The organism is Vibrio sp. Vb0667, assembly GCF_033391095.1.
Genome location: NZ_JAWPOL010000004.1, coordinates 107,156 through 130,451, shown reverse-complemented (window position 1 = coordinate 130,451; position 23,296 = coordinate 107,156). Strand labels below are relative to the sequence as shown.

Annotated in this window: 17 protein-coding genes; 7 read left to right on the top strand and 10 right to left on the bottom strand. The window is 44.4% G+C overall.

From position 1 onward, the window contains the following. Positions 1–345: 345 nt before the first annotated feature. From R8269_RS07270 to sstT, 6 genes are all read left to right on the top strand, one after another. Positions 346–1,263, top strand: a complete 918-nt coding sequence (locus R8269_RS07270; RefSeq protein ID WP_031778872.1) for a DUF368 domain-containing protein — start codon at positions 346–348, stop codon at positions 1,261–1,263. A gap of 243 nt (positions 1,264–1,506) precedes the next feature. Beyond that, positions 1,507–1,932 carry a hypothetical protein gene (locus tag R8269_RS07265; RefSeq protein ID WP_031778871.1) on the top strand — a complete coding sequence of 142 codons (426 nt, stop codon included), beginning with the start codon at positions 1,507–1,509 and terminating at the stop codon, positions 1,930–1,932. Positions 1,933–1,941: 9 nt separating this feature from the next. Continuing rightward, positions 1,942–2,556 (top strand): SCO family protein, encoded by a 615-nt coding sequence (locus tag R8269_RS07260; protein ID WP_065275515.1) that lies wholly within the window; start codon positions 1,942–1,944, stop codon positions 2,554–2,556. After that, positions 2,546–2,854 (top strand): glucose PTS transporter subunit EIIB, encoded by a 309-nt coding sequence (locus R8269_RS07255; protein WP_005374825.1) that lies wholly within the window; start codon positions 2,546–2,548, stop codon positions 2,852–2,854. The genes R8269_RS07260 and R8269_RS07255 overlap by 11 nt, the downstream gene beginning before the upstream one ends. 276 nt (positions 2,855–3,130) lie before the next feature. Continuing rightward, positions 3,131–4,207 carry a ribosome small subunit-dependent GTPase A gene (gene rsgA / locus R8269_RS07250; RefSeq protein WP_005374823.1) on the top strand — a complete coding sequence of 359 codons (1,077 nt, stop codon included), beginning with the start codon at positions 3,131–3,133 and terminating at the stop codon, positions 4,205–4,207. Positions 4,208–4,563: 356 nt separating this feature from the next. Further along, positions 4,564–5,781, top strand: coding sequence for a serine/threonine transporter SstT (gene sstT / locus R8269_RS07245; protein WP_005374821.1), 1,218 nt, complete (start codon positions 4,564–4,566; stop codon positions 5,779–5,781). A gap of 65 nt (positions 5,782–5,846) precedes the next feature. Here sstT and pdxY read toward each other — a convergent pair whose 3' ends face one another. The 6 genes from pdxY to R8269_RS07215 all read right to left on the bottom strand — a co-directional run bounded on the left by pdxY (position 5,847) and on the right by R8269_RS07215 (position 13,297). After that, positions 5,847–6,716: a pyridoxal kinase PdxY gene (gene pdxY / locus R8269_RS07240; RefSeq protein WP_042522192.1), complete on the bottom strand. Its 870-nt coding sequence runs from the start codon at positions 6,714–6,716 to the stop codon at positions 5,847–5,849. A gap of 101 nt (positions 6,717–6,817) precedes the next feature. After that, entirely contained in the window at positions 6,818–7,006 is a 189-nt protein-coding gene (locus R8269_RS07235) for an AbrB/MazE/SpoVT family DNA-binding domain-containing protein (RefSeq protein ID WP_005374817.1), read from the bottom strand. A 147-nt stretch (positions 7,007–7,153) separates the two neighbouring features. Beyond that, positions 7,154–8,464, bottom strand: a complete 1,311-nt coding sequence (gene potE / locus R8269_RS07230; protein ID WP_005374814.1) for a putrescine-ornithine antiporter — start codon at positions 8,462–8,464, stop codon at positions 7,154–7,156. Between the two features lie 61 nt (positions 8,465–8,525). Next, positions 8,526–10,706, bottom strand: a complete 2,181-nt coding sequence (gene speF, locus R8269_RS07225) for an ornithine decarboxylase SpeF (RefSeq protein WP_005374800.1) — start codon at positions 10,704–10,706, stop codon at positions 8,526–8,528. Positions 10,707–11,116: 410 nt separating this feature from the next. Continuing rightward, on the bottom strand, positions 11,117–11,563 hold the full coding sequence (locus tag R8269_RS07220; RefSeq protein WP_005374797.1) for a helix-turn-helix transcriptional regulator: 447 nt from the start codon (positions 11,561–11,563) through the stop codon (positions 11,117–11,119). A 537-nt stretch (positions 11,564–12,100) separates the two neighbouring features. Continuing rightward, the gene (locus R8269_RS07215) at positions 12,101–13,297 is read right to left on the bottom strand and encodes a tetratricopeptide repeat protein (protein WP_005374795.1); all 1,197 of its coding nucleotides are present in this window, start codon (positions 13,295–13,297) and stop codon (positions 12,101–12,103) included. A gap of 545 nt (positions 13,298–13,842) precedes the next feature. Between R8269_RS07215 and pulA the strand changes: the two genes are divergently transcribed. Next, entirely contained in the window at positions 13,843–17,832 is a 3,990-nt protein-coding gene (pulA, locus tag R8269_RS07210) for a pullulanase-type alpha-1,6-glucosidase (protein WP_170889943.1), read from the top strand. Positions 17,833–17,931: 99 nt separating this feature from the next. Here the strand turns inward: pulA and R8269_RS07205 are convergent, their stop codons facing one another. The 4 genes from R8269_RS07205 to R8269_RS07190 all read right to left on the bottom strand — a co-directional run bounded on the left by R8269_RS07205 (position 17,932) and on the right by R8269_RS07190 (position 23,246). Beyond that, a complete protein-coding gene (locus R8269_RS07205; RefSeq protein WP_005374792.1) occupies positions 17,932–19,548 on the bottom strand; it encodes an endonuclease in 1,617 nt (538 codons plus the stop codon). 312 nt (positions 19,549–19,860) lie between these two features. Beyond that, the gene (locus tag R8269_RS07200; protein WP_005374790.1) at positions 19,861–21,492 is read right to left on the bottom strand and encodes an alpha-amylase family glycosyl hydrolase; all 1,632 of its coding nucleotides are present in this window, start codon (positions 21,490–21,492) and stop codon (positions 19,861–19,863) included. A gap of 120 nt (positions 21,493–21,612) precedes the next feature. Then, complete coding sequence (locus R8269_RS07195) at positions 21,613–22,119, bottom strand: hypothetical protein (RefSeq protein ID WP_005374788.1); 507 nt, start codon at positions 22,117–22,119, stop codon at positions 21,613–21,615. A 317-nt stretch (positions 22,120–22,436) separates the two neighbouring features. Continuing rightward, positions 22,437–23,246 (bottom strand): MalM family protein, encoded by an 810-nt coding sequence (locus R8269_RS07190; RefSeq protein WP_005374786.1) that lies wholly within the window; start codon positions 23,244–23,246, stop codon positions 22,437–22,439. Positions 23,247–23,296 lie beyond the last annotated feature (50 nt).

Below are 23,296 nucleotides of genomic sequence, written 5' to 3'. Positions count from 1 at the left end.
GTATTATGCATTAATCATGCCAAAATGCAAAGACTTATTTTTGGGCACAAGATCTCATATAAGCTGGATTTATTCACGCGCAAATTATCAAAATGCAATTCTATAATGCAAATTGCAATTGCAATTGCATAATGCAAGCAAGATTGATAATTGATAGTAGAGTTAATCATCTCAAAAATGTAAACCAAGCATTAAAAGCTCGTTACGGCGGCATTGTCTCTTGGCGGGTAATAAAGATAGGCAATAGATTGGATATAAAACCAAGTAGTTACAGCACTATTTCATACTTTTTTCATCGCAATGTTTGTATACTCTCTGCCATCGAAACGACTTAGCATTAGAGCAATGAACTACTTAATTACTTTCTTCAAGGGAATCGCCATGGGTGCAGCAGATGTTGTACCTGGTGTATCTGGCGGCACCATCGCGTTTATCACTGGTATTTACGATACGCTGCTTGAAAGCATTCGACGCATTAACCCCTCACTTTTCTCTATCTGGCGAAAAGAAGGGGTTAAAGCCGCGTTTAATCACATCAACGGATTCTTCCTAATCGCTCTGTTTGCCGGCATTTTCACCAGTATTGCAACGCTAGCAAAGTTGATTACTTGGCTTCTTGACACACACCCGATCCCACTTTGGTCATTTTTCTTTGGTCTGATTTTGGTCTCTGTGTATCACATTATTCGTCAGGTTGAGCAACGCGATCTTGTCCGCTTTGTCATTCTGCTCGTTGGTGTCGGGTTTGCTTATAGTATTACTGTGCTCAAACCTTTACACATGGAACCAACGGCCATTAACACCTTATTCGCTGGAGCTATCGCGATTTGTGCGATGATCTTGCCGGGTATCTCTGGCAGTTTTATTTTGCTGCTGATTGGCATGTATGCTCCTGTATTAGCCGCAGTGAAAGGTTTTCAAGTCGATACATTAGCGCTATTTTTGTCTGGCTGCGTGATCGGTTTACTGTCCTTCTCTCACTTATTGTCGTGGTTACTACGCAAGTTCCGTGATTTCACCCTGATGTTTTTGACTGGATTAATGATTGGTACGTTGCCAAAGATTTGGCCATGGAAAGAAACCATCACTTGGCGCACCAATTCGAAGGGCGAACAAGTGCCATTGCTACAGCACAACCTATCACCATTTGAATTTGAACACGTGACATCACAACCTTCTCAGTTAGTACTTGCTGTCGTGATGATGCTTGCAGCCATTGCTCTGGTTTTGGGTCTAGAGAAATTCGCAGATTCAGATAAATAACTTTGGTATCAAACACATACTGAACCAAATAAAAACGGAGCCAATTGGCTCCGTTTTTATCTATTGGCTAAGGGCAAAACATCTCAATTGAAAACTCTGCTGTATTTGATGCAATAAAGTCCGTCGCGTTACTAAGAAGCTGGTCACCGAGGTATAACGCACAATTTACCGAGGTCACGAGTTGGCGAGCGGCGCATCTGTGCTACGATGCTCGTAATGTTAAGTGATAAATGCTGAACCTTAATGAAACTGTTACAAATCGCCGCTGTTTCAGCCGCATTAGTTGCGGGATTTTATGCCCCGACTCTAATAAAAAGCTTTTCTTCTTCCACTCAAAGCAAGTCAATAGATGAATACTGCTTTCTCTCTACAACCTCTTGCGTCCAAGAAAATGTTACGATGACGCTAAACTCAGAAACTGCTCAACCCTTGGTTCCTACCACTCTAAATGTTGAGTGGCATACAAGCGATGCTAAGCAACTCATCCTAAGTCTTTCAGGAAGAGAAATGGAGATGGGTGAGCCTAAGTTTTTGCTGAAGCAAATCGCTCCTGGCCAATATCAAGGTGACATCATTCTCCCGGTTTGCACGGAGGATGCAATGACTTGGGTTGGTGAACTCAGTGATGGAGAGAGTACCGTTTACCCTGCTATAAAAATGCAAAGATAAGGAATCGTTATGAGCCGCAATTGGTCCCTATTTCTCGTAGCTGCTTTCGCACTCGGGTTTGGCGTAAAGAGCTATTTAGATAATCAAAAAACGAAGCCAGAGCAAGTGGACAGTTCCACCTCTCAACAAACGGTATTGTTTGGGGAAAATAACCAAGCCGTCAATATCTTCGATGTGAATGACCCTCGCATCCGAGTCGTCTATTTTGGCTTTACTCGCTGCCCAGACGTTTGCCCAACTTCTCTTGCAATGCTGGCAGGAGCACTGAATCAAATTGACTACGCGCAAAAAGCGCAACTACGCCCGATGTTCATTTCTTTAGACCCAGAGCGTGATGAGGCCGATGCATCAGCAAAATATGCCCATTACTTCCATCCAATGATTGAAGGCCTATCGGCACCACTTGATGTAACGACACCTTTGGCACACAACTATGGTGTCATTTTCCGCAAGACAGAATTGGAAGGCTCGGAACTAAAATACACGCTGGATCATAGCTCTTACTTTTACTTCTTGAAGCCGGATGGCACGTTAATCACTAAAGTACCACATACGCTCTCACCGGCACCGATTGTTGAAGCCATTTCAAAACTAACGACCGAAGACTCTTCAAATGACGGTTAAGTCAGTGCTGAAGCAATTTTTCAATTTCCTAACTCATACCAACCCCAATGTCGAACAAGACGTCGACACGATCATTGACGCCATTGGGGGCATAGAGAACCTGCTAGAAACTGGTGCATGTGCGACTCGGCTGCGTCTTACCCTCAGAGAGACGTCCGTCATCGATAAGAACGCACTCAAAAATCATGGCGCGCATGGCGTCGTGATATTGGATGATCGTCATGTCCAAATTATATACGGCTTAAAAGCCAACACGTATTCGCAAATTGTGGAAGAGCGCATCACAAAACAAAGTTAATATTTTTGCAGTATAGCTACCCTCTTTAAAAAACGGCGGCTATACTCTTTTGGCTTAATTAACTCACTTATTTATTAACCAACGAAGAGGACACAAGATGATTGTATTGAATAACACTAACTGGGCATCGCAAGGGTAACCCTAACAGCACCAACTCTGTGGCATAACCACAACTTCCCCTTCTCTGCCCGGTCTTCACCGGGGTCAACTCTATCCGAATTAGACCCTAATGCGATTTGTATTAAGGCGCTTTGTTGCGTCTGGGATAATTCAATAATGAATCAAACACATACTTTTTGTGACACATTAGTTTCAACTTCAAACCCTCTAAAACAATTGGGTTGGAAACCATTTTTTCAGCAACAACTGACATTAGACGATTACGACAACACTATCTTTGCTCGTGTAATTGCGCATCACCGAAGTGGTTATTTATTGGCAACAGAAACTGGGCAAGTTCATCTTAATGCCCACCATTCTTTACCCAATATGACCGTCGGAGACTGGGTAATCTTAAATGAAGATCAGCAATTTGTTCGCTTACTGGATCGCTTGAGCCTCTTTAGCCGCAAAGCCGCTGGCAGCAAAGTGGCAGAGCAACTCATCGCAGCCAATGTGGATACAGTGTTTATCGTCTGTTCCCTTAACGACGACTTCAATTTAAGTCGTATTGAACGTTATCTTTCCTTGGCTCATGAAGCCGAAGTCGAACCCGTCATCGTGCTTTCCAAAGCCGATTTGTGTGACAATACTGATGAACTAAAAAGCCAAGTACAGAAGCTCGACCCTCTATTAGCTATAGAGACAGTCAACGGCTTAGAAATAGAGAGTGCTTCTAAACTCATGACCTGGTGCAAAGAAGGACAAACCCTCGCTTTTATCGGTTCTTCAGGCGTTGGCAAATCAACTCTTGTTAATGCATTACTCGGGCAACAAGAACAGGCAACTGGGCATATTCGTGAAGACGATAGCAAAGGGCGACATACAACTACATCGCGCTCTATCCATCTATTACCTGATGGCGGCATCTTGATTGATACTCCGGGAATGCGCGAGCTTCAACTAGCAGATTGTGAATCGGGGGTCAGTGAGGCATTTTCTGACATTGAGGCGCTCGCTCAGCGTTGTCGCTTTGGCAATTGTAAGCACCAAACTGAGCCAGGCTGCGCAGTTCAAACTGCGATTGCAAATGGCACACTTGAGGTTCGTCGTTTCAATAACTATCAAAAACTAACGCGAGAACAAGCCTTTAACGGCGCGACTTTGGCAGAGCAACGAGCACAAAGTCGACAATTCGGTAAACTTGCTCGCAATGCCATGAATGATAAGCGCAGGCGCCAACAAAGTTATTAATTTGTTGCGTTTGAGTTGTCAATAAAATCAAAGGAGACGAAAGTCTCCTTTTTAACAACTTTATTAAAAACCATTACTCATAACTAATGATAATTTTCAACATAAAAATCTTATTTAAATAACATTGAGCAAACATTTAATCCAAAAACAAACTAAAACTAGACACAAAATATTACCAAGCTAAGATATGTGATATTCAGCAAGAAAATGGCTGAATTTATAAAAACAGGATAATTGATAATCATGTGTCTTAGTGACCAGAAGCAATGCTCACCCCTTGCAATACAAGGGCATTATCGCCGTGTAATGATGGACTATTGCCCTGCCACTCTGGCATAAAATTGCAGGAATGATGTATGCAACACAACAGCCTCGTTGCCCGATATGCTCGTGGTAACCTCGTCGTCCAGATCCTTGTCGGTATCGTCTTTGGTATTTTGCTCGCGACAATTTCTCCAAGCCATGCCGAAAGCGCGGGATTAATTGGTAGCCTTTTTGTCGGTGCGCTTAAAGCGATCGCGCCAATTCTTGTGTTTATTTTGGTTGCCGCTTCAATTGCAAACCAAAAGAAAAACCAACACACTTACATGCGCCCAATCGTTGTACTGTACCTGATGGGTACATTCTTCGCGGCGCTATCAGCAGTGGTTCTAAGCTTCCTTTTCCCGACCAATTTAACGCTTGTCACCGGCGCTGAAGGTGCAACGCCTCCTCAAGGTATTGCTGAAATTCTACGCACATTGTTGTTTAAACTGGTCGACAACCCAGTAAATGCACTAGTAGAAGCAAACTACATCGGCATTCTTGCTTGGGGTGTGGGTCTGGGTCTTGCACTACACCACGCATCGGCAACAACGAAGGCCGTATTTGAAGATCTAAGCCACAGCGTGTCTCACATTGTGCGCTTTATCATTCGTCTTGCACCATTTGGTATCTTTGGCTTGGTTGCTTCAACGTTTGCGACAACGGGCTTTAGCGCACTAGCAAGCTACGCACACCTTCTGGCGGTTCTTCTTGGCGCAATGATGATCATCGCACTCGTTGTAAACCCAGCGATCGTGTTCGTTAAAACCAAACAAAACCCTTACCCACTTGTATTCCGTTGTCTACGTGAAAGTGGTGTAACTGCGTTCTTCACTCGTTCAAGTGCGGCGAATATTCCAGTAAACATGGCACTATGTGAGAAGCTAAAACTGGACGAGGATACATACTCAGTATCTATCCCTCTAGGTGCGACCATCAACATGGCTGGTGCTGCAATCACTATCACAACACTAACGCTTGCAGCTGTGCACACTATGGGTATCGAAGTTGATCTACTGACTGCGCTACTTCTAAGTATTGTAGCTGCGGTTTCTGCATGCGGCGCATCAGGTGTTGCAGGTGGCTCTCTACTACTTATCCCACTTGCGTGTGGCCTGTTTGGTATCTCAAACGACGTAGCAATGCAGGTTGTAGCGGTTGGCTTCATTATCGGTGTGATTCAAGACTCTGCAGAAACTGCACTAAACAGCTCAACAGACGTTGTCTTTACGGCAGCAGTTTGTAAATCAGAGCAGCAAAAAGCTCAGTAAGACTGACAGAACAAATAGAAAGGGGAGCCGATGATGGCTCCCCTTTTTTGTTTAATTGCGCTCAATTATGCGGTGACCAGAGCCACTTCTTCAATCGGGAAGTGTTTGCTTGGCTCAACAAACTCTTGCTGCGCCGCAATAGTTTGCAGCTCCCATTCGCCTGCATGGTACGTTGCACTCAACACCCCGTAACACGCGTCGTGACAATGTTGGAAAGCTTGTTTAGGAGACCAGCCTTTTAAGAGTCCCGCGGTAAAGATAGCTGAAATAAGATCGCCCACGCCAACAGGTTGTTTAGCAAACTCAAATTGAGGACGCTTCGCAAGGTAAATGCCTTCTTGCGTAGCCAATAGCATGTTGAAGCTGCCATTTTCTAGGCAGTAAAGGTGCTTAACTAGCACCACTTTTGGACCTTTCTCTAGCGCACGTTGGCATGCGGTGATCGCATCGTCTAATGAGTGGATTTCCATCTCAGCAAATTGACTTAGCTCGAATTGGTTCGGAACGATCACGTCCGCCATTGGCATCAAACGCGTTAGAAGATTTTCAGCAATGCCCGGAGCCACAATGCAGCCTTTGTCTGGCGCGCCCATCACAGGGTCGCAAACGTAAAGTGCGTTCGGGTTCGCTTGCTTCACTTTCGTCACGGTATCTTCAACAGCAAGGCACTGCTCTGCGCTACCTTGGTAGCCCGTCAATACCGCTTGGCACTTTTCCAGCGCGCCGATGTTACCAAGTCCACGAACTAACTCGCTGATGTCTTCAGCCGCAAACGCTCGCCCAGTCCAGCCTTCTTGATACTGCGTGTGGTTAGAAAATTGAACGGTATGAATCGGCCATACTTCGAAGCCCATGCGTTGCATTGGGAAAACGGCACTGCTGTTACCAGCATGACCAAAAGAAACATGAGATTGTATAGAGAGGATACCTTGCATAGTACCTTACCTCTTATTGTAGTTATCGATAGTTCAAAGACAGCGGCAAGCGCCAGTTTTGCGAAACCAGTAGTGTATCCGACAAACCAAGATTCTCTAACTCAATTCTCCTCAATATCTTCAGAGTAAGTTGGAGCGTTGGTTTTCAACACCATCTTCTTAATTTCCATTTTGTCTTTATTCAGTGCGATTTCTAGGGTATCTCCTTCCCTTATCCCGAGCTGAGCCAGGATTACGCTTGGAATGACTACGGCGGTGTCGTCACCGATTTTAACAGGTTGACTTATCATCTTTCGTCCTCCAAATGTCGAAAATGAGTTTTCACGTCATTGGATGTCTAGCCTCAAATACGTTGAGCTGACTTGGGTTTGGCGTAAATGCCTAAAAACAAAGAGCCTTCCACACCGCGTTTGGGAAGGCTCTTTTTGTATTGTTTTTTAATTTGCTAAAGGCTCATGCTTCGCAGCAATCAGACCGTAAGCACTCCAGCCTAGGAAGGTTACGATAGAGCCCCACATCATCGCTTCGTAGCCGGAGCCGTAAAGCGCATAGAAGCTGTACAGAGAGCCAATCAGAGCGATAACGTTGGTGGTTTTCATCTCGCGCTCTGGCACGTGCGCCACTTGCTGCATAATAAAGATTGCGCCCATACATAAGATGTAAGGAATAACGTTTGTTACTACCGCTAGGTTAACCAGTGCTTCGAACTGCTCGTTCAGCGTTGGAGAAATCGTCATTAGAGACAATACTGATTGGATGATAGTAATCGCGATCATACCTTTGATCGGTGTGCCGCGTTTGTCCACTTGAGAGAACAATTTAGGGAAGAAGCCCGCGTCAGAAGACGATTTGAACACTGACGCGATAGTGAATTGCCAACCCAATAGAGAGCCCGCACAAGCCAATACCGCCATACCCGCAACCACTTTACCAGCAGCAGAACCTAGCATCACTGTCCATACGGTTGAGAATGGCGCTGTAGAAGCGGCAAGCTCAGAGTTTGCAACGATACCAGAACAGATGTTTGTCGATACAATGTAAACCACAGCCGCGATTAGCGTACCGCCTAGCACTGCGATTGGTACGTTCTTCTCTGGGTTTTCTACCGCTTCAGAGTTCGCACAAGCTGATTCAAGACCAAGGAATGCCCATAGAGTCATCGCAATAGAAGCACTCACCGCTTCACCAAATGGCAAGCTGTGTGGGTTCCAAGCTTCAATGTACATGGTTGGGTTAAACCAGAACCACCCAACAATACCCAATGAACACACTGGTAGGATTACGCCCCACACGGTGAATGTACCAATTTGACCTGTGATTTTCGCGCCACCGAAGTTAGCGAAAGTACAAATCCAAAGAATGGCGATAGTGTACAAACAGGTTTCGACCGGAGATAGGGTCACTTCAAAGAATGCGGAGCCGTAACCCACACAAGTAATCGCGATCGCAATGTTCGCAATAAGGAGTGACAAACCGTAAGTCCAGCCCGCCATAAATGCACCCGATTTACCAAATGCATAAGACGCGTAACCGTTCATACCGCCGTCACGTTTACTAAAGCGACCACATTTTGCGAACACGTAAGCCAACGCTAAAGAGCCCGCTGCCGTGATCAGCCAAGACAACACAGAAATGGTGCCCACTTGCGCCAGTTTACTTGGCAGCATGATGATGCCGGAGCCGGCCATGTTGATGAATGTCAGAATGGTTAACTGCACCACCGACATTTTTTTAGTTTCAGTACTCATAAATTATTCTCCACGAATAAGCGGTTCGCACCGACGCCGGAGCGTGGTGCGAACGGGTAGATTAATCTTTTAGGACATAACAATGTGCGGTAGTGCGACCGTTAACATCTTCAAGGTACACACCTTGAATTTCTGGCGCGAAGCCTGGGAAGCGGTTAATGCCTTCTTCTAGAGATAGGAAGTAATCCACCACCTGTTGAGTCCAGACTTCACCAGTGATCACACAGATAATACCTGGAGGGTAAGGAAGTGCACCTTCAGCGGCTACGCAGCCCACGGCCTCTTTAAGTGGTAGGTAATTGCATTCACCACGGAAGTATTTGCGTGTTGCTACGTCAGGTTTGTGAACCATTTGTGGGAAGTACTCGCTGCGGAACATCGCTTTTTGTAACTGTTTCACGTTCAGCTCTTTGTACATGTCATGCATTTCCTGACATAGCTGACGGATGGTGTAGCCACGGTAGCGTTCTTTATTCGCTTCGTAGACGCTTGGAAGTACGATACTTAAAGGGGCATCATCACGGATGAATTTTTCGAATCGGTTAATTTGAGCCACAAGGTGACGGATCTTACCCATATCTTCCGCAGGAGTGAGTAGGAACAAGATAGAGTTCAAGTCGCACTTTTCAGGGATGATGCCATTTTCACGAAGGAAGTTCGCTAAAAGCGTTGCAGGAATACCGAAATCTGCGTAGCTGCCATCTTCAGCAATACCTGCTGTGGTTAGTAGCAATTTACATGGGTCAACGAAGTATTGACCTTCACCGTACCCCTCGAATTTGTGCCAGCTTGCGTTTGGCTCAAACATGAAGAATTTCTTGTTCGTTGCGATCACGTCAGTGTCGTAGCTGCCCCAAGGTTGGCCTTCGACTTCATCTGGAATGAACGGACGAATCAATTCACAACTCTTAAGGATTTCTTTACGCGCTTCGATACCTGTCTTAACCGCATCGCGCCATAAACGCAGACCTGCTTCGCCGTCGTGGATCTTCGCGTTCACATCAAGCGCAGAGAACAGTGCGTAGAATGGTGAAGTCGATGCGTGCATCATAAACGCGTTGTTAAAGCGTTTGTGGTTACAGTAACGAGCTTGACCTTTGATATGGCGGTCTTTTTTGTGGATTTGCGATGTTTGAGAGAAGCCAGCTTGTTGTTTGTGAACAGACTGAGTCACGATCACACCTGCGTCTTCTGGTTTCAAATCCAGCAGCAGTGGTGAACAGTCTTTCATCATCGGGATGAACTGCTCATAACCAACCCATGCAGAGTCAAACAGGATGTAGTCACAAAGGTGACCTATCTTATCCATTACGTAGCGAGCGTTGTAGATAGTACCGTCATAAGTACCAAGTTGGATAATAGCAAGACGGAAAGGACGTTCATCGCGTGCACGTTCTGGGTCCACTTTCGCGATTTGAGCACGAATGTATTCTTCATCGAAACAGTGTTCATCCATACCACCGATAAAGCCCCAAGGGTTACGCGCCGTTTCTAAGTAAACTGGCATACCACCCGCTTGGATTAACGCACCGTGGTGGTTCGATTTGTGGTTGTTACGGTCGAACAGTACCAAATCACCTTCAGTTACCAGCGCGTTACAGACTACTTTGTTTGAAGCAGAAGTGCCGTTAAGTACGAAGTAAGTTTTGTCCGCGTTAAATACTTTTGCAGCGTGCGCTTGCGCTTGGTGTGCAGAACCTTCGTGGATCAGCAAGTCACCTAAATCCACGTCCGCATTACACAAGTCACTACGGAACAGGTTTTCGCCGAAGAAATCGTAGAATTGTTTACCCGCTGGGTGTTTTTTGAAGAACTGACCACCTTGGTGTCCCGGACAGTCAAACGCTGAGTTACCCATCTCAACATAGTGCGTTAATTGCTTGAAGAAAGGAGGAAGCAGACGACATTCGTACTTGGTTACTGCTTCGTTGATTTGACGACAGTAGTACTCAATAGATTGTCTTTCTAAATCGATAACGCCAGTTAGCCAAACGTAATCTTCTGCCGAAACTGGGTTTTCATCCGTTACTAAGAAAACTGGAATACCGTAACCCGTTTCAGAAATCATTTTATGCAGACCTGCTTTAATGTCTGCTGAAGTAATAATAGCCGCACCAACGTCGGTTAATTCAACTTGCTCTAAAGGTTGTAAATGACGATTAAATTGTTCATCTAAAGATTCAGCTAATAAACTGAAGTCTTCTGGCATGTAATTACTAACACCTATAATTAAACGTTTCATTTGGAATATCTCTTTTTTGTTCTTTAAAATTGACAGGTACAGATATTACAAACGAAAACGATATTTAAAATTCAAAAAACAAATTTCGTGATTAAATTTTCATATTTAAAAGTCTTATTTTCTCGAATTAAAATTTCGCGATCTTCATCACTTTCCAATTGATAGCCCAATGATATTGAAACCAGGCTTAAAAGGAAAAATAATTAAAAATTGTGTGACCACAGCCATTGTTGTTAGAAATGAAATATCAAGAAAATAATTTTTTGAGATTTCCATCACTATATAATTATTAAGACTATATTATTAGGAATGATAAATGTTTTAATTTTAACTAAATTTAAACACATAATAAAAAAGCCATCAACACATGTATTGATGGCTTTTTACTTTAGGTGCAAAGGAAACACAATTCAATTAAATAAATGACTATCTAGTTTGACTCCATCATTCGACCATTGCTGATAACGTTTTACAGACATGCCTGACGAGTACATAGTGTGTTTACAATCCATGCACTCGACAAAATACAAGCCACTCATGCCAGCCATAACGTGCAGTCTACGGCTATCGCAACGCTTACAGGACAAGCGTTTTACTTTGGTATTGACATCAATACGACGAGCAAAGTTTAACGTTTCATGAGAGCATAAAGCATCAACAGCACTATCTTTAAATGGATGTTCACTCAACAAGTAATTAATGGCGTAATCATACACCGGGGGGATTGAAGATTTTCCACTTTCAATATTACTTATTTTAGCGACGGAAACACCTAATAAAGAAGCGAACTCAGCCTTACTGTACTCTAAGATAAACCTTGAAGAGATAAATTTATCTGCACTAATGATTCTCAACATACACAAATCTCTAATATAAATAAAAACAGAGATAAAAAATTATCTCTATTTATTATGAAACATGTAATGAAAAAGTTACTTCCTAGTGTAATTCTGCATATTAACTATGCTATTTTATTTTTACGTTATCTTGCGCCTAATTAATCATAAAATCAATAATCGACACCTAAATATAAAAGAACAATTTAAGATTTATAATACATTTTTTAATTTACATTATTAGATAAAGTAATGAGTACTATTCACCTATAAATCGGGGCATCAAGCATTGCTCTTCAATCATTATTACTATCAATTGAAAAGGCTTGATCTAAGCCCAATAGCGGAAGTAAATAAAGAGGGAAAAACCTCTTTTTTAAGGTAAACAGATCCCATCTTAGTTAAGTACTAAAAATATGTTGAAAAATCGCATAAATAGTATGCACATCAGTAAAATGACTGCTTAAGTAAGTTTACATTCTGTTGTCGTGACTGATAGAGATACTGGCAAAAGAGCAAAAGAAAAGCCTCAATCTTGAGGCTTCTGGATAAGATAGGTTATGGCTGAAGGAAGTTTTGAGTGAAATCGAGCGCATCTTTAGAGAGTTTTTTTTCGTTGGGCGATGTGCTTGCCTGGTCTTCTGCTGTTACCGTTGTCATCTTAGGCTGAAAATCTAGTGTTGATGTCTCCTCCCAAGCTTCGGAGGCGTCTTTATTCTCATCATTCAACACCGCATTGAGCTCCTCTTCCGCAGGAAAATACGCTTCGCGTTTGTACACTTTGTTAAGGGCTCGAATAATAGAGTGCTTTCTAACCATTCCTGAGGCCAGCTTTCTTTGCAACGGCTTCGCTATGGACTGCAATCCAACGACAACATCAACACCAATATTGGTCGCCACTTCATCACGCAACGTACGCGCAGGTTGGTAGCCCATATTGGCAGAAAGAAACAGCCAAACGTAAGCAATTGCATTACCCGTTTTACCTTTATCCTTCCACGCTTCGCCAGCATGATACATCGCTTTAGCACTGCCACCTTCCGCGGCCCGTTCCAGCCAGTAGCAACCTTTAACCATGCTTTTTTCTGTACCAATGCCATTTAGGTAACATAAGCCGACTTGGATCTTGCCATCTGCACTGTCTTTTTCCGCCGCTTTCATAAACCAGTAAAGCGCATCTGCACTGCGTCCTGCACTATTGTCTGGTGAAAGCTGCCATTCCCCCATATAAATCATGGCATCAATGCAGCCTTCTTCGGCGGCAGTTTCAATCAGTTGGTTACCTTTTGGGATATTTTTTTCAGTTCCTCGACCAAAGACCAAGGCCTTGCCCGTCGAAAATTTCGCTTCGGTATCCCCTTCCATTCCCGCAATTGCGGTACGCCAGAAGTTTGCCTGCTCTTTTAAAATCACATCTTCGCGCATGCGTTCACTTAAGCGAACAATGCCGTACATCCCCGTCACATTGTCCAATTTAGCTGCTTTATCATACCAATACAGCGCTTGACGAATGTTGTCCTTTTCGGCTTCTTTCGCTAGAAATAAAATGGTGGGGATATGCCCGGTTTCTGCTTTGAACTCTCGCTCTTTACGCTCTTGCTCTCGCGCTTTATGCATCGCCTTTCGATAAGCGGCTTCGCGAGCTTTCCTCTCTGCCTCGAGTCTCTGTTTCCGCATCGACAACGAGATCATCCACACAAATATCAGGACGAGTGAAAGGCCAGTTGCCGCAATGGCAATGCCCATACTACTCATAAATAGCCTCTTTTGGTTTCAGGGCCCAATTTAACTCCCTTTCAGGGAAATCTTATGATTACGCGCCGACATAACGCCGACTACCTTCATTATATAACGACCACTTAGCGAAAATCTGAAGCTGCGAAGACTTAATGGCGGTATTTTATTCAACATCACTGCAACTTATTTTTAAAAGAAAAATATAGCCCTCATTTTTATAGAACTTAATCACGGTTTTGGGGCTGAGACATTCTCATCCCCTATCATCCCCCCTTACTCATCCCATAAAAATTTACATTTTAATGATGTGCAGAATCTCTCACTATGCGCCTGTTTTATTATTTAATTTGTGAACAAAATCGACTGTGACAGAAAATTTGCACCTGTAAAAAACTTAACAGCCTGCTCTCACATTTTGCTGATGATTCAGTGTATTAGCATCTAATTGAACATTTCCTTTTTTGGCATCTGCCTTTCTAGCGTGTGCAAAACCTTCTTGATGATTGAGTCAGCGAAGGCAGCGCGCAGCTCAATATCAATTCAATAACAATGGATTTGTAAACGTGGACAATAAGACATTTAAATTATCAACAATTGCCAAAACCGTACTGCCTTTGATTTCCGTCGCGGTAATCAGCGGTTGTGGTAGTGATAGCACGAACGAAGATACGACGAACCCTGGCTCAGGCTTGTACCCTGCGGGAGAGAACGAAGTCGTCATTTATTACAAACGTGATGTAGCATCAGCTTCAACAGCAAGCGACTACGAAGGTTGGGGCTTGCACCTATGGAACGGTGAGGGCTGTACCAGCACAGATTTAGACGCAATGGGCATTCCGGGAACAGGAACGGATTGGTCTGCGCCACACCCATTCGATGGCATCAACGACACCTACGGTGCTTACTACGTACTGAAAATAAACCCAGACGCCTCTGACCCACACGAATGCATGAACTTCATTCTGCACAAAGGTGATGAGAAAGCGTTCGGCAGCGCAAACTCAAAAGTAGAGTTGACGAAAATCGGCGAATCGAAAGGTTTGTTTGGCTTCCACGGCAGCAGTGAACTTTACTACGAGCCAATAGAAGAGCGCCCTGTTGATATTGATGGTCAAAAAGCCCATTGGTTAGACGCCAACACCATTGCATGGGAAGCGGCGACCAGTGCGGATTCCATGAAGCTGTTCTACAGCCTTAGCAATGACATCAAAATGGATGAAGATAAGCAAATCTCTGGTGGTACAGCGGTTGAGCTGACAAAAGCTGGTGAGTTGTCTGATGGTCTGAAATCACGCTTCCGTCACCTTGCTAGCCTTCAAGCTGCGGGTATCGATGTCGATGACGCGACCTTGCGTACGATCCTGAAGTCACAAATCGTTATGGTGGCTTACAACGCAAATGGTGACGTCATTTCTGCAACTGAAGTGCAAAAACCGGGCGTTTTGGATGCGGTGTTTGCCGATTCCAAGGCAGGTAACGCGATCGGTCAAGAACTCGGTGCGATTGTGGAAGGCGGTGCCGCAACCTTCAAACTATGGGCACCAACTGCCCAAGATGTTGATCTGATAATCTACGATGAAAACTTAGCAGAAGAAGCGACCGTTGCCATGACGGAAGACCCAGCAACAGGTATCTGGGTTTCTGAGGCACAAAGCAACGTTGTCAACAAATACTATCGCTACCAAGTTAAGGTATACCACCCAACAACTGGCGTCGTTGAAACGCGTTTGGTAACAGACCCATATTCAATGAGCTTGTCTAAGAACTCACGATACTCGCAAGTGGTTGATTTAGATGATCCAAGCTTAATGCCTCAAGATTGGAAAAACTACGCACGCCCAACAGTTAAAAAAGACGAAGACCACGTCCTTTACGAGTCACACATTCGTGATTTCAGCTTTAACGACAGCAAAGGCACACCAAGTCTTGATGGCAAATATCTGGCGCTTACAGAACCTGAGCGTGAGTCTGTATCTCACTTACAAGCTTTAAAAGATGCTGGCCTAACAACGCTACATATCTTGCCAGCATTTGATATTGCAACCGTGGATGAAGACGCTGACAAGCGAGTCGATATCACCGACACCGTGGGTAAACTTTGTGGCATCAAGCCAGAAGCCTCCATTTGTGAGACCGAAGATGACGGCAAAGTAATTGAAGAGGTATTAAATAGCTACGACCCAAAAACGGGCAAAGCACAAGCGTTGATGAACGATCTTCGCATGCTAGACAGCTTCAACTGGGGTTACGACCCTTACCACTACACCGTGCCAGAAGGCAGTTATGCGACCGATCCTAACGGGTCTAAGCGTATTCTTGAGTTCCGCGAAATGGTTCAAGCGACGCATAAAATGGATCTGAAACTGGTCATGGACGTCGTGTACAACCACACAAATGCATCTGGTGTGAACGAAAAATCCGTACTGGATAAGATTGTCCCTGGGTACTACCACCGCCTAAACGTCAACACTGGCGGCGTCGAAAACTCAACCTGTTGTGATAACACCGCAACCGAGAACTTGATGATGGGTAAACTAATGGTTGACTCATTGATGGTATGGGCGGATGACTATAAAGTCGATGGTTTCCGTTTTGACCTTATGGGCCACCAGCCGAAAGATGTGATGGTTTACGCACTTGAAAAAGTCCGTGAAATTGATCCGAATACTCTGTTCTACGGCGAAGGTTGGGACTTTGGTGAAGTCGCGCAAAACGCTCGCTTCGATCAGGCGACACAAGTCAACATGGCAGGGACAGAAATCGGTACTTTCTCTGATCGTCTGCGTGACGCAGTTCGTGGCGGAAGCCCATTTGATGGCGGTGTAGATTCTGAAGGTAAGCACCCACTTCGCTTCAACCAGGGCTTTGGTAATGCTGCTTATCCTAACGAAGAAACCAAAACTGACGCAGAATCGGTGAATGGTCGTTTACACAACCAAGATCTGGTTCGTCTAGGTATGGCTGGTAACTTGGCTGATTACATCCTTCTTGATTACAAAGGCGAAACCAAACTGGGCAAGAACGTTGATTACAATGGTGCGCCTGCAGGCTACACGAAAGTGCCATCAGAGAACATCTCTTACGTGTCTAAGCACGACAACCAAACATTGTGGGATAACAACGCCTACAAGATTGCGACAGGCACTTCATCTGCCGAGCGTGCACGTATGCAGTCTGTGTCCCTATCAACGGTGATGCTTGGTCAAGGCATTCCATTTATCCACATGGGTTCTGAGCTATTGCGCTCTAAATCTATGCAGCGCGACTCGTACGATTCTGGTGACTGGTTCAACCGTGTATTCTTCGACGGAAGCGACAATAACTGGAACGTTGGTCTACCACGTGAAGACAAAGACGGTGCAAACTGGGAGTTGATCAAAACCATCGTTGGTGACAGCACGGCGAAACCAGACTCAACCGACATCGAGCTGACTAAGCAACAATTCCTAGAGCTACTAAAAATCCGTAGCACAAGCGAACTGTTCCGCCTAGATACCGCGCAAGAAGTGATGAACCGTGTTGACTTCCGCAACGTAGGGAAAGACCAAGTGGAAGGCTTGATTGTGATGTCTATCGACGATGGTACATCAGCAGGTGCCGATTTAGATTCGAACTACGATGCTGTCGTGGCCGTTGTGAACTCAACATCAACTGAGAAATCTTTCAAAGTTGCTGGCGCAACTGGTTTCGAGTTACATGAAGTTCAACAAAACTCTGCGGATGACATCGTGAAAGGTGCAAGCTTCACCAATGAAACCTTCACAGTACCAGCACTGACAACAGCGGTATTCGTGCAGCCACAAAACGGCGCGCAAGGTGCTGGCCTACCAGTAAACACGGATAACAAAGACGTATCGAGTATTCCTCCTTACGGCGAAACCGTTGTTTACGTGAAAGGCACGATGAACGAGTGGTCTGATAGCAGTGATTGGGCGATGACCTTTATTGGCAACGGTATGTACTCTGTAACTGGCGTTCTTGAAGCTGGTGAACACGAGTTCAAATTCGCGGACTCTGGTTGGGCAAATCCAAACATCGGTTGTGATGCTGCGAATATAGCTTCTGGTTCACTAGAATTAGGTTCAGAAGGTAACTGTAAGCTGTCTGTTGCTGAAACAGGTAAGTACAACTTCACTCTGAACGCGCTGCATGTTCAAGATGAAAGCGTAGAAAAACCGGTCGTGTCAGTGACCAAGTCAGCAGATGCACCAACATTCGGTGAAACAGCACTTTACTTACGTGGCACTATCACTACATGGGATGCTCCAGCACAAGACTCAACAGCGAAGTTCAGCTATGTTGCAAATGACGTTTATTCGCTAGACATTCCCCTAGCGGCGGGCAACTACGAGATGAAAGTTGCTAGCGCAGACTGGGCAGCAGACACCAACTTCGGTGGCGAAGGCAGTGTTGAGCTTGGTAAAGCGCTAACGATGGAAGTCGGTGGCGGTAGTGCAAACCTGAAAATTGCGATTGCAGAAGCAGGAAATTACAACTTCCACTTCAACGCGGCTGACAAGTCGGCGCCAATCGTGACGGTAACGAAAAACTAGTTTCATTTAAAAACATCCGTAATGAAAAAGGGGAAGCATCACGCTTCCCCTTTGTTTTGTTGGCGTCACTAAATGGTGGATACCAAAATCAAAAAGGCGTTAGTTTCCCCAAATCTGTTCAACAAACTCAGGATGATCAATGAATGGATTACGATTGCCCTGAAAATCAAACACTTGTTGATTCCGATTTCGTTCTTTTTCACTAACGGGATCATTTTTGTGCCAACGTTTCAGCATGTTTAACATCCAAGGTTCAAAAACCGTTGAACTTGAACCATCAAGGACAGCATCCGCATTGCTTGAATTGCCTTCCCAGTTACCTACAACATTTTCATAGCGGGTTGCCATGTAGAAATAAGCACGGGCGAAGTCGCCCTTAAACTCATCAATCGGCTCAAACACCGTACCGGAGTAGCCCAGACTAGTGCTTGCTTGGCCAAGTTTAGAGCCATTACTAGACACGTAGGTCGCGGTGCCCACTTCACCAAATGGCCAATTACTGCGCTTCGCGTTTACATAACCATCGGTTGCAAACAAGTGATGACCGTCTGAGTTCATCGGCTCAACCTTACCGCCAAACCAGCTTTTCGGGAAAGAGTGCTCACGGTTGTAGCAATCCCCTTCCGTTTTGTATTGGCCACATTGGTCTGTGACTTTGGTAAAGCTTACTGTATCGCTACCAGATGGCTTTTCAGAATACATATCGAGAATAGAGCCATCATTTTCGTAATAACGATCAATATCGGCATCTTTTACCAAGGTCCACACCGCAGAATAACCTCGGCTAGTGTGGTTGTTGATGATGTTAAACAGCGCCGTTTTTAGAGCGTAGCCCGTCTTACCAGATGCCGCTTGATAGTAACCATCAACCACTGGTGGGGTCGTGGTTGAGTCACCTAACGTAAAATCGGTGGTTTCACTTTTCGAGAATTCAGCGCCAGAAGCAAGAGTCTTATCTCCCTCAGTCAGCGTGTAAGACCCCGCGCCACTGCCACAACAAATGCCGTCACCATACTCATCTTGAATCGTGAATTGGTAGTTACCGTCAGCTAAGCACATGCTCTTTTCAATGGTAGTTGCTGACTCGTACCCCTGACCAGAAAACAGCTCTTCGTCTTGGTTGTTTTTTAACGTCCAGCTAGTTTCTGAACCATAGTTATCGGTTGTGAGAGTCAAGACCACTTGGTGATCACTACAACTTTCTACAGGAGGTTGTGTACTCGTCTCAGTCGGTTGAAAATTATCGACGTAGACAACTTCTGAGCCATCAAAACTGGCTTCATCGTAAAAACGCAAACCGACGTTGATGGTCTTGTTCGAGCTCGCTGTGTAGTTGTGCGCGAGCTCTTGCCACTGGTTTATCTGTTGTGGGTTCGAGTAATTGTGATAACCATCAACCACCAGACGTGCTTTTACATTTCCTTCGGTATGATAAACCGAGACAGAAAACGGATAGGTTTTCCCTTGCTCCACATTAATGGTTTGCAAAAAGTCGGTGTTGCTTTGGGTACCTGTATTCACGACGACCTGGGCAGCCAGACCACCCGATTTGATTTGCTCGCTGCTTGGCGACACTGCAATGCCAGCGTCAATCTCTGACCACTGCGTAGGTACATTGCCATTCCACTGTTCAAAGTCACCGTTGATAATTTGGCTATATGCAAACGGCGAGCTAACAGCAGCAAGGAGACAGAGGGAGTTCGTTATGGATTTCATTATACTTTTCCATTAGTTATATAAATCCCAAACACGATAAACATATTAGTGGGGCATAAGTAATCCTTCAGTCACATTTTTACGTTGCACAAGTGTTAATTTACTTTTTAATGTGCAGCTTATCTCACAAATATCCATCTGCTGAAAACAAACGCCAATACAAAAAGCGAAGCAACTTGTTGGCTACATCGTCGTAAAACCATTAAGGGAAAAGTAAAACAGACAGAAAAAAGCCAAGTGTGCGCCTATGGGGTCAGCAACAACACTTGGCTTGTTTATAAGAAAGCTTGTGGTCAGCTCAACTGGTGAGCATCAATTCTGGATAATTCCGTAAGGTTTTACCGCAAAGAATCGTCCTTGTAGTGGCGACATCAGAATCTGATATTGACCATTGCTCGGAGTAATTTTTTCTTTCGTAAGCAAATCCACCAACTCACCAGTACCAACACTCTCCTGAGTAAGAGTGACGCTTCTAGCGCTCTCTAAGGTATTTAGCGCAAACAAGACTTTGTCCGAACCAGATTGTTTCAAGTCCACATAACTGCCGTTACTCGCAACTAAATTCGTGCGTGACCCCTGATAAAGTGCAGGATGCGCATCGCGCATTGTCATCAGCGATGTCACATAAGATTTGAGATCGGCTTGGTTAGCATCAAGCGTCGCCGTCACGCCTTCAATTTTCGCACTGCTGCGCGCAACGTGATCATCGCACAAACCTTGAATGGCGCAGGTGCTGTTGTCTTCTTTTACGGCAAAACCATCCACTTGATCCCCGATTTCATCACCGTAGTACAACGTGATTGGCCCGGTGTACGCCGCTTGGAAAGCAAACGCGGCTTTATGGCGTAACCAATATTCTGCATCATTCACATCCGCTAAATTTCCGCGCTGTAACAAGTCACCAAAGCGCACTAAATCATGGTTGCCGATCATCAAATTCGGCTGCGCATGTGTTGGATATTGGTTGTGTGTGCTGTAGCCGTTGTCTAACCAATCCGCACCGCGACCACCCACGCCGCTCTCATTCACGGCCAAAGTTTCAACGAGGCGATATCGCATAGGGAAGTCAAACGCAGAGCACAATGCTGGATCGCTGTTCGATCCATACGCCTCATTCGCGATTTCAGACTCCCCTTTCCAAATCTCTGCCACCATGTAACCCAACGGATTCACTTGTTCGCCTTTGCTATTGGTGTACGTCACACTTTGTGAGGCTTCATCGACGGCTTTACGAATTTGTGTCCAAGCGTCTGTCGGAACTTGATAGGCTTGATCTAAACGCCAGCCGTCAATCTTCAGTTCTTTGATCCAATACGTTGCCACTTCTTTGTAGAAATCGAGACTGGCCGGGTAATCAACGGGATTGCTCGATCCCGATGGCAACAAACCGGAAGGAGATGGTTTGATCAAACCATCTTTGTGATGACCAAATACACCATCAAAAAACACGTATAAGCCGCGTTTGTGTGCTTCCTCGACCAAGGTTCTCGCCGTTTCTAAATCACCAAAACGTGGATCAATGGTGAAGTAATCCGTTGCAAAGTAGCCCGTGGCATCCAGACGATCGGCCCAGTGTTCTTGGCCCGCTATCGCTTCCGATTCAAAAACTGGCGTCAACCAAATCGCGTTCATCCCTAAATCTTGGATGTAATCGAGTGAATCAATCACTCCTTGCAAATCGCCGTTATGATGGCTGGTGCCATAACCTGTACCGTGACCAATGCTCGCATCACCATCCACAAAACTCTCTACCATGATTTGATAAGTACGAAGTTGGTTACTTTGCGCCATGACATTGGCTTGGCAAGCATAACTGGTATCCGGTAGCGGAGTGCTGCTATTAGTGTCGCCACCACCAGAAGAATTACACGCAGATAAAGCACCAATCACACTTAACGCAAGCAACGATCGAGACAGGCGATGGTTACGTAGGATATTACGCATTTTATTCTCCCTAACTTACTCAAATAAACTACGGAAATTTGAGTAATAAAATTAACCCCGACATGTGTTTCATGCAGGGGTTAATAAATAAAAATAGATTTTAAATAACTGAATGGAATATTATTGGCACTTATTTACCATGACATGAACAGGTTTGCCTTTTCCTTCAAACTGAAGACTCCATACATATTTACCATCTTCTTTAATATCAACCGAAGTATCCGTACCGTAACCACCAAATGTTAATGGTGTTAATTCACCAACGTTCATTCTATTACCTTTTGCGGTAAATTGTGGGAACCACAACTCGGTCGCATACTGCATTTTGTAGGAGCCTACTTTTTCTTGAACCACGGCTTGGTAGAAATTATTCCCTTTGTAGGTGTATTGACGCTGAGGCACGTGTTTCCAATCGGAATCCGCAAACGTACCCACCACAAATAGTGGTTTAGAAATAGGTCCTTTCGCTGTGCTATCTGGGTTGTCACACGCTTTCATGAAAGCAACCACTTCGTCTTGAGACATATTAACAACAGGCTCTGCGGCCGCTTCTGGTTCTGCAGTCGATTGACAACCCACTAAGGCAACAAGTAGAGCAGCAGCAAGAGAGGTCTTCATCATGTTCATTTCACGTAATTCCTTTTTAGTATATCCAAAGCAAAATAAACTCAACGGTTAAAAGAAATATTAATCGTTATTAAAATGGAAATATCAAACGCCAAATAAATATCGTCAGATTGTGAATTTAAATCACTTCGAGAAGTTTGTTTATTTCCTAAGTACAAAAAATAAATTAGGAACTGCCATTAATTATTGATCCAACCTATATAAAAAACAAAGTAATAAAAATAATTATGTGAATAAGGTAACTCTATGTAGGGGTATTTTTATTAGTTTATTTTCTATGAAAAAGGTCAGCGAAATGCTGACCTTTTTTTATCTGATTATTTTCTATTTACGGCTTTCACAAAAACTTGTTGTGCACCTTCAATACCTAGCTCTTTTGCTTCATCAAGCAAAGTGAGCGCTTTCGGAATATCATTCGCTGCGACTGCCGCTTCAATTGAGCTGTAGTAGTAGCTAGTAAGGTCCGTACCTTGGGGAATGTTGTCGTTTTTCGCAACAATCTTAGTATTCACAATATCATTCGCGGATACCGAAAAGCGGAACTGACCTAGTGGGCTATGTTTCGCTAGAGGGTCTGCAATATCTGGCGGCTGAGTGTGACGCGCCATGGCGAAGGCTTTTGCTGGGTGTAAAACTTGTGTACTTCCTTTTAGATCGGCGGAAGTAGTGTAAACCAACACATGCAGATCGTTACCTGTCATGTCTGGAATCACATTGAGATCAAGTACGAATTTATCATTGTCCAACAGTTTTGCTGGTTCGTACTTAAACTTTGAAAAATCTGCTTGGTAAATGGTTTCTCCTGCCGAGTTCATCACTGCGACATTAGGAGCATAAAATTGAAGTTCTTTACTTACGAATGTCTCTAATTTGATATCGAGACTGCCACGGTTACCTGGAAGAGCAAACGCTGCAATAGCGCCAGCACTGTTACCATCCAACAACATTTGGCTTTTATCAGTCAAAGCGAATTCAGTAACCACAGGCACGTTAAGCGGTACCCATTGAATATCACCCGATTGCGTGATCACTTGTTGCTGACCTTTTGGACTCATCTCTACTTGTTCTACAGACGCACAACCAGTAGCCAACATGCCCAGCAGTACGGGAGCAAGCCATTTTTTCATTACTGTCTACCTCGACTCTTTATTGTTTTTTAAATAAATACAGCCAGATA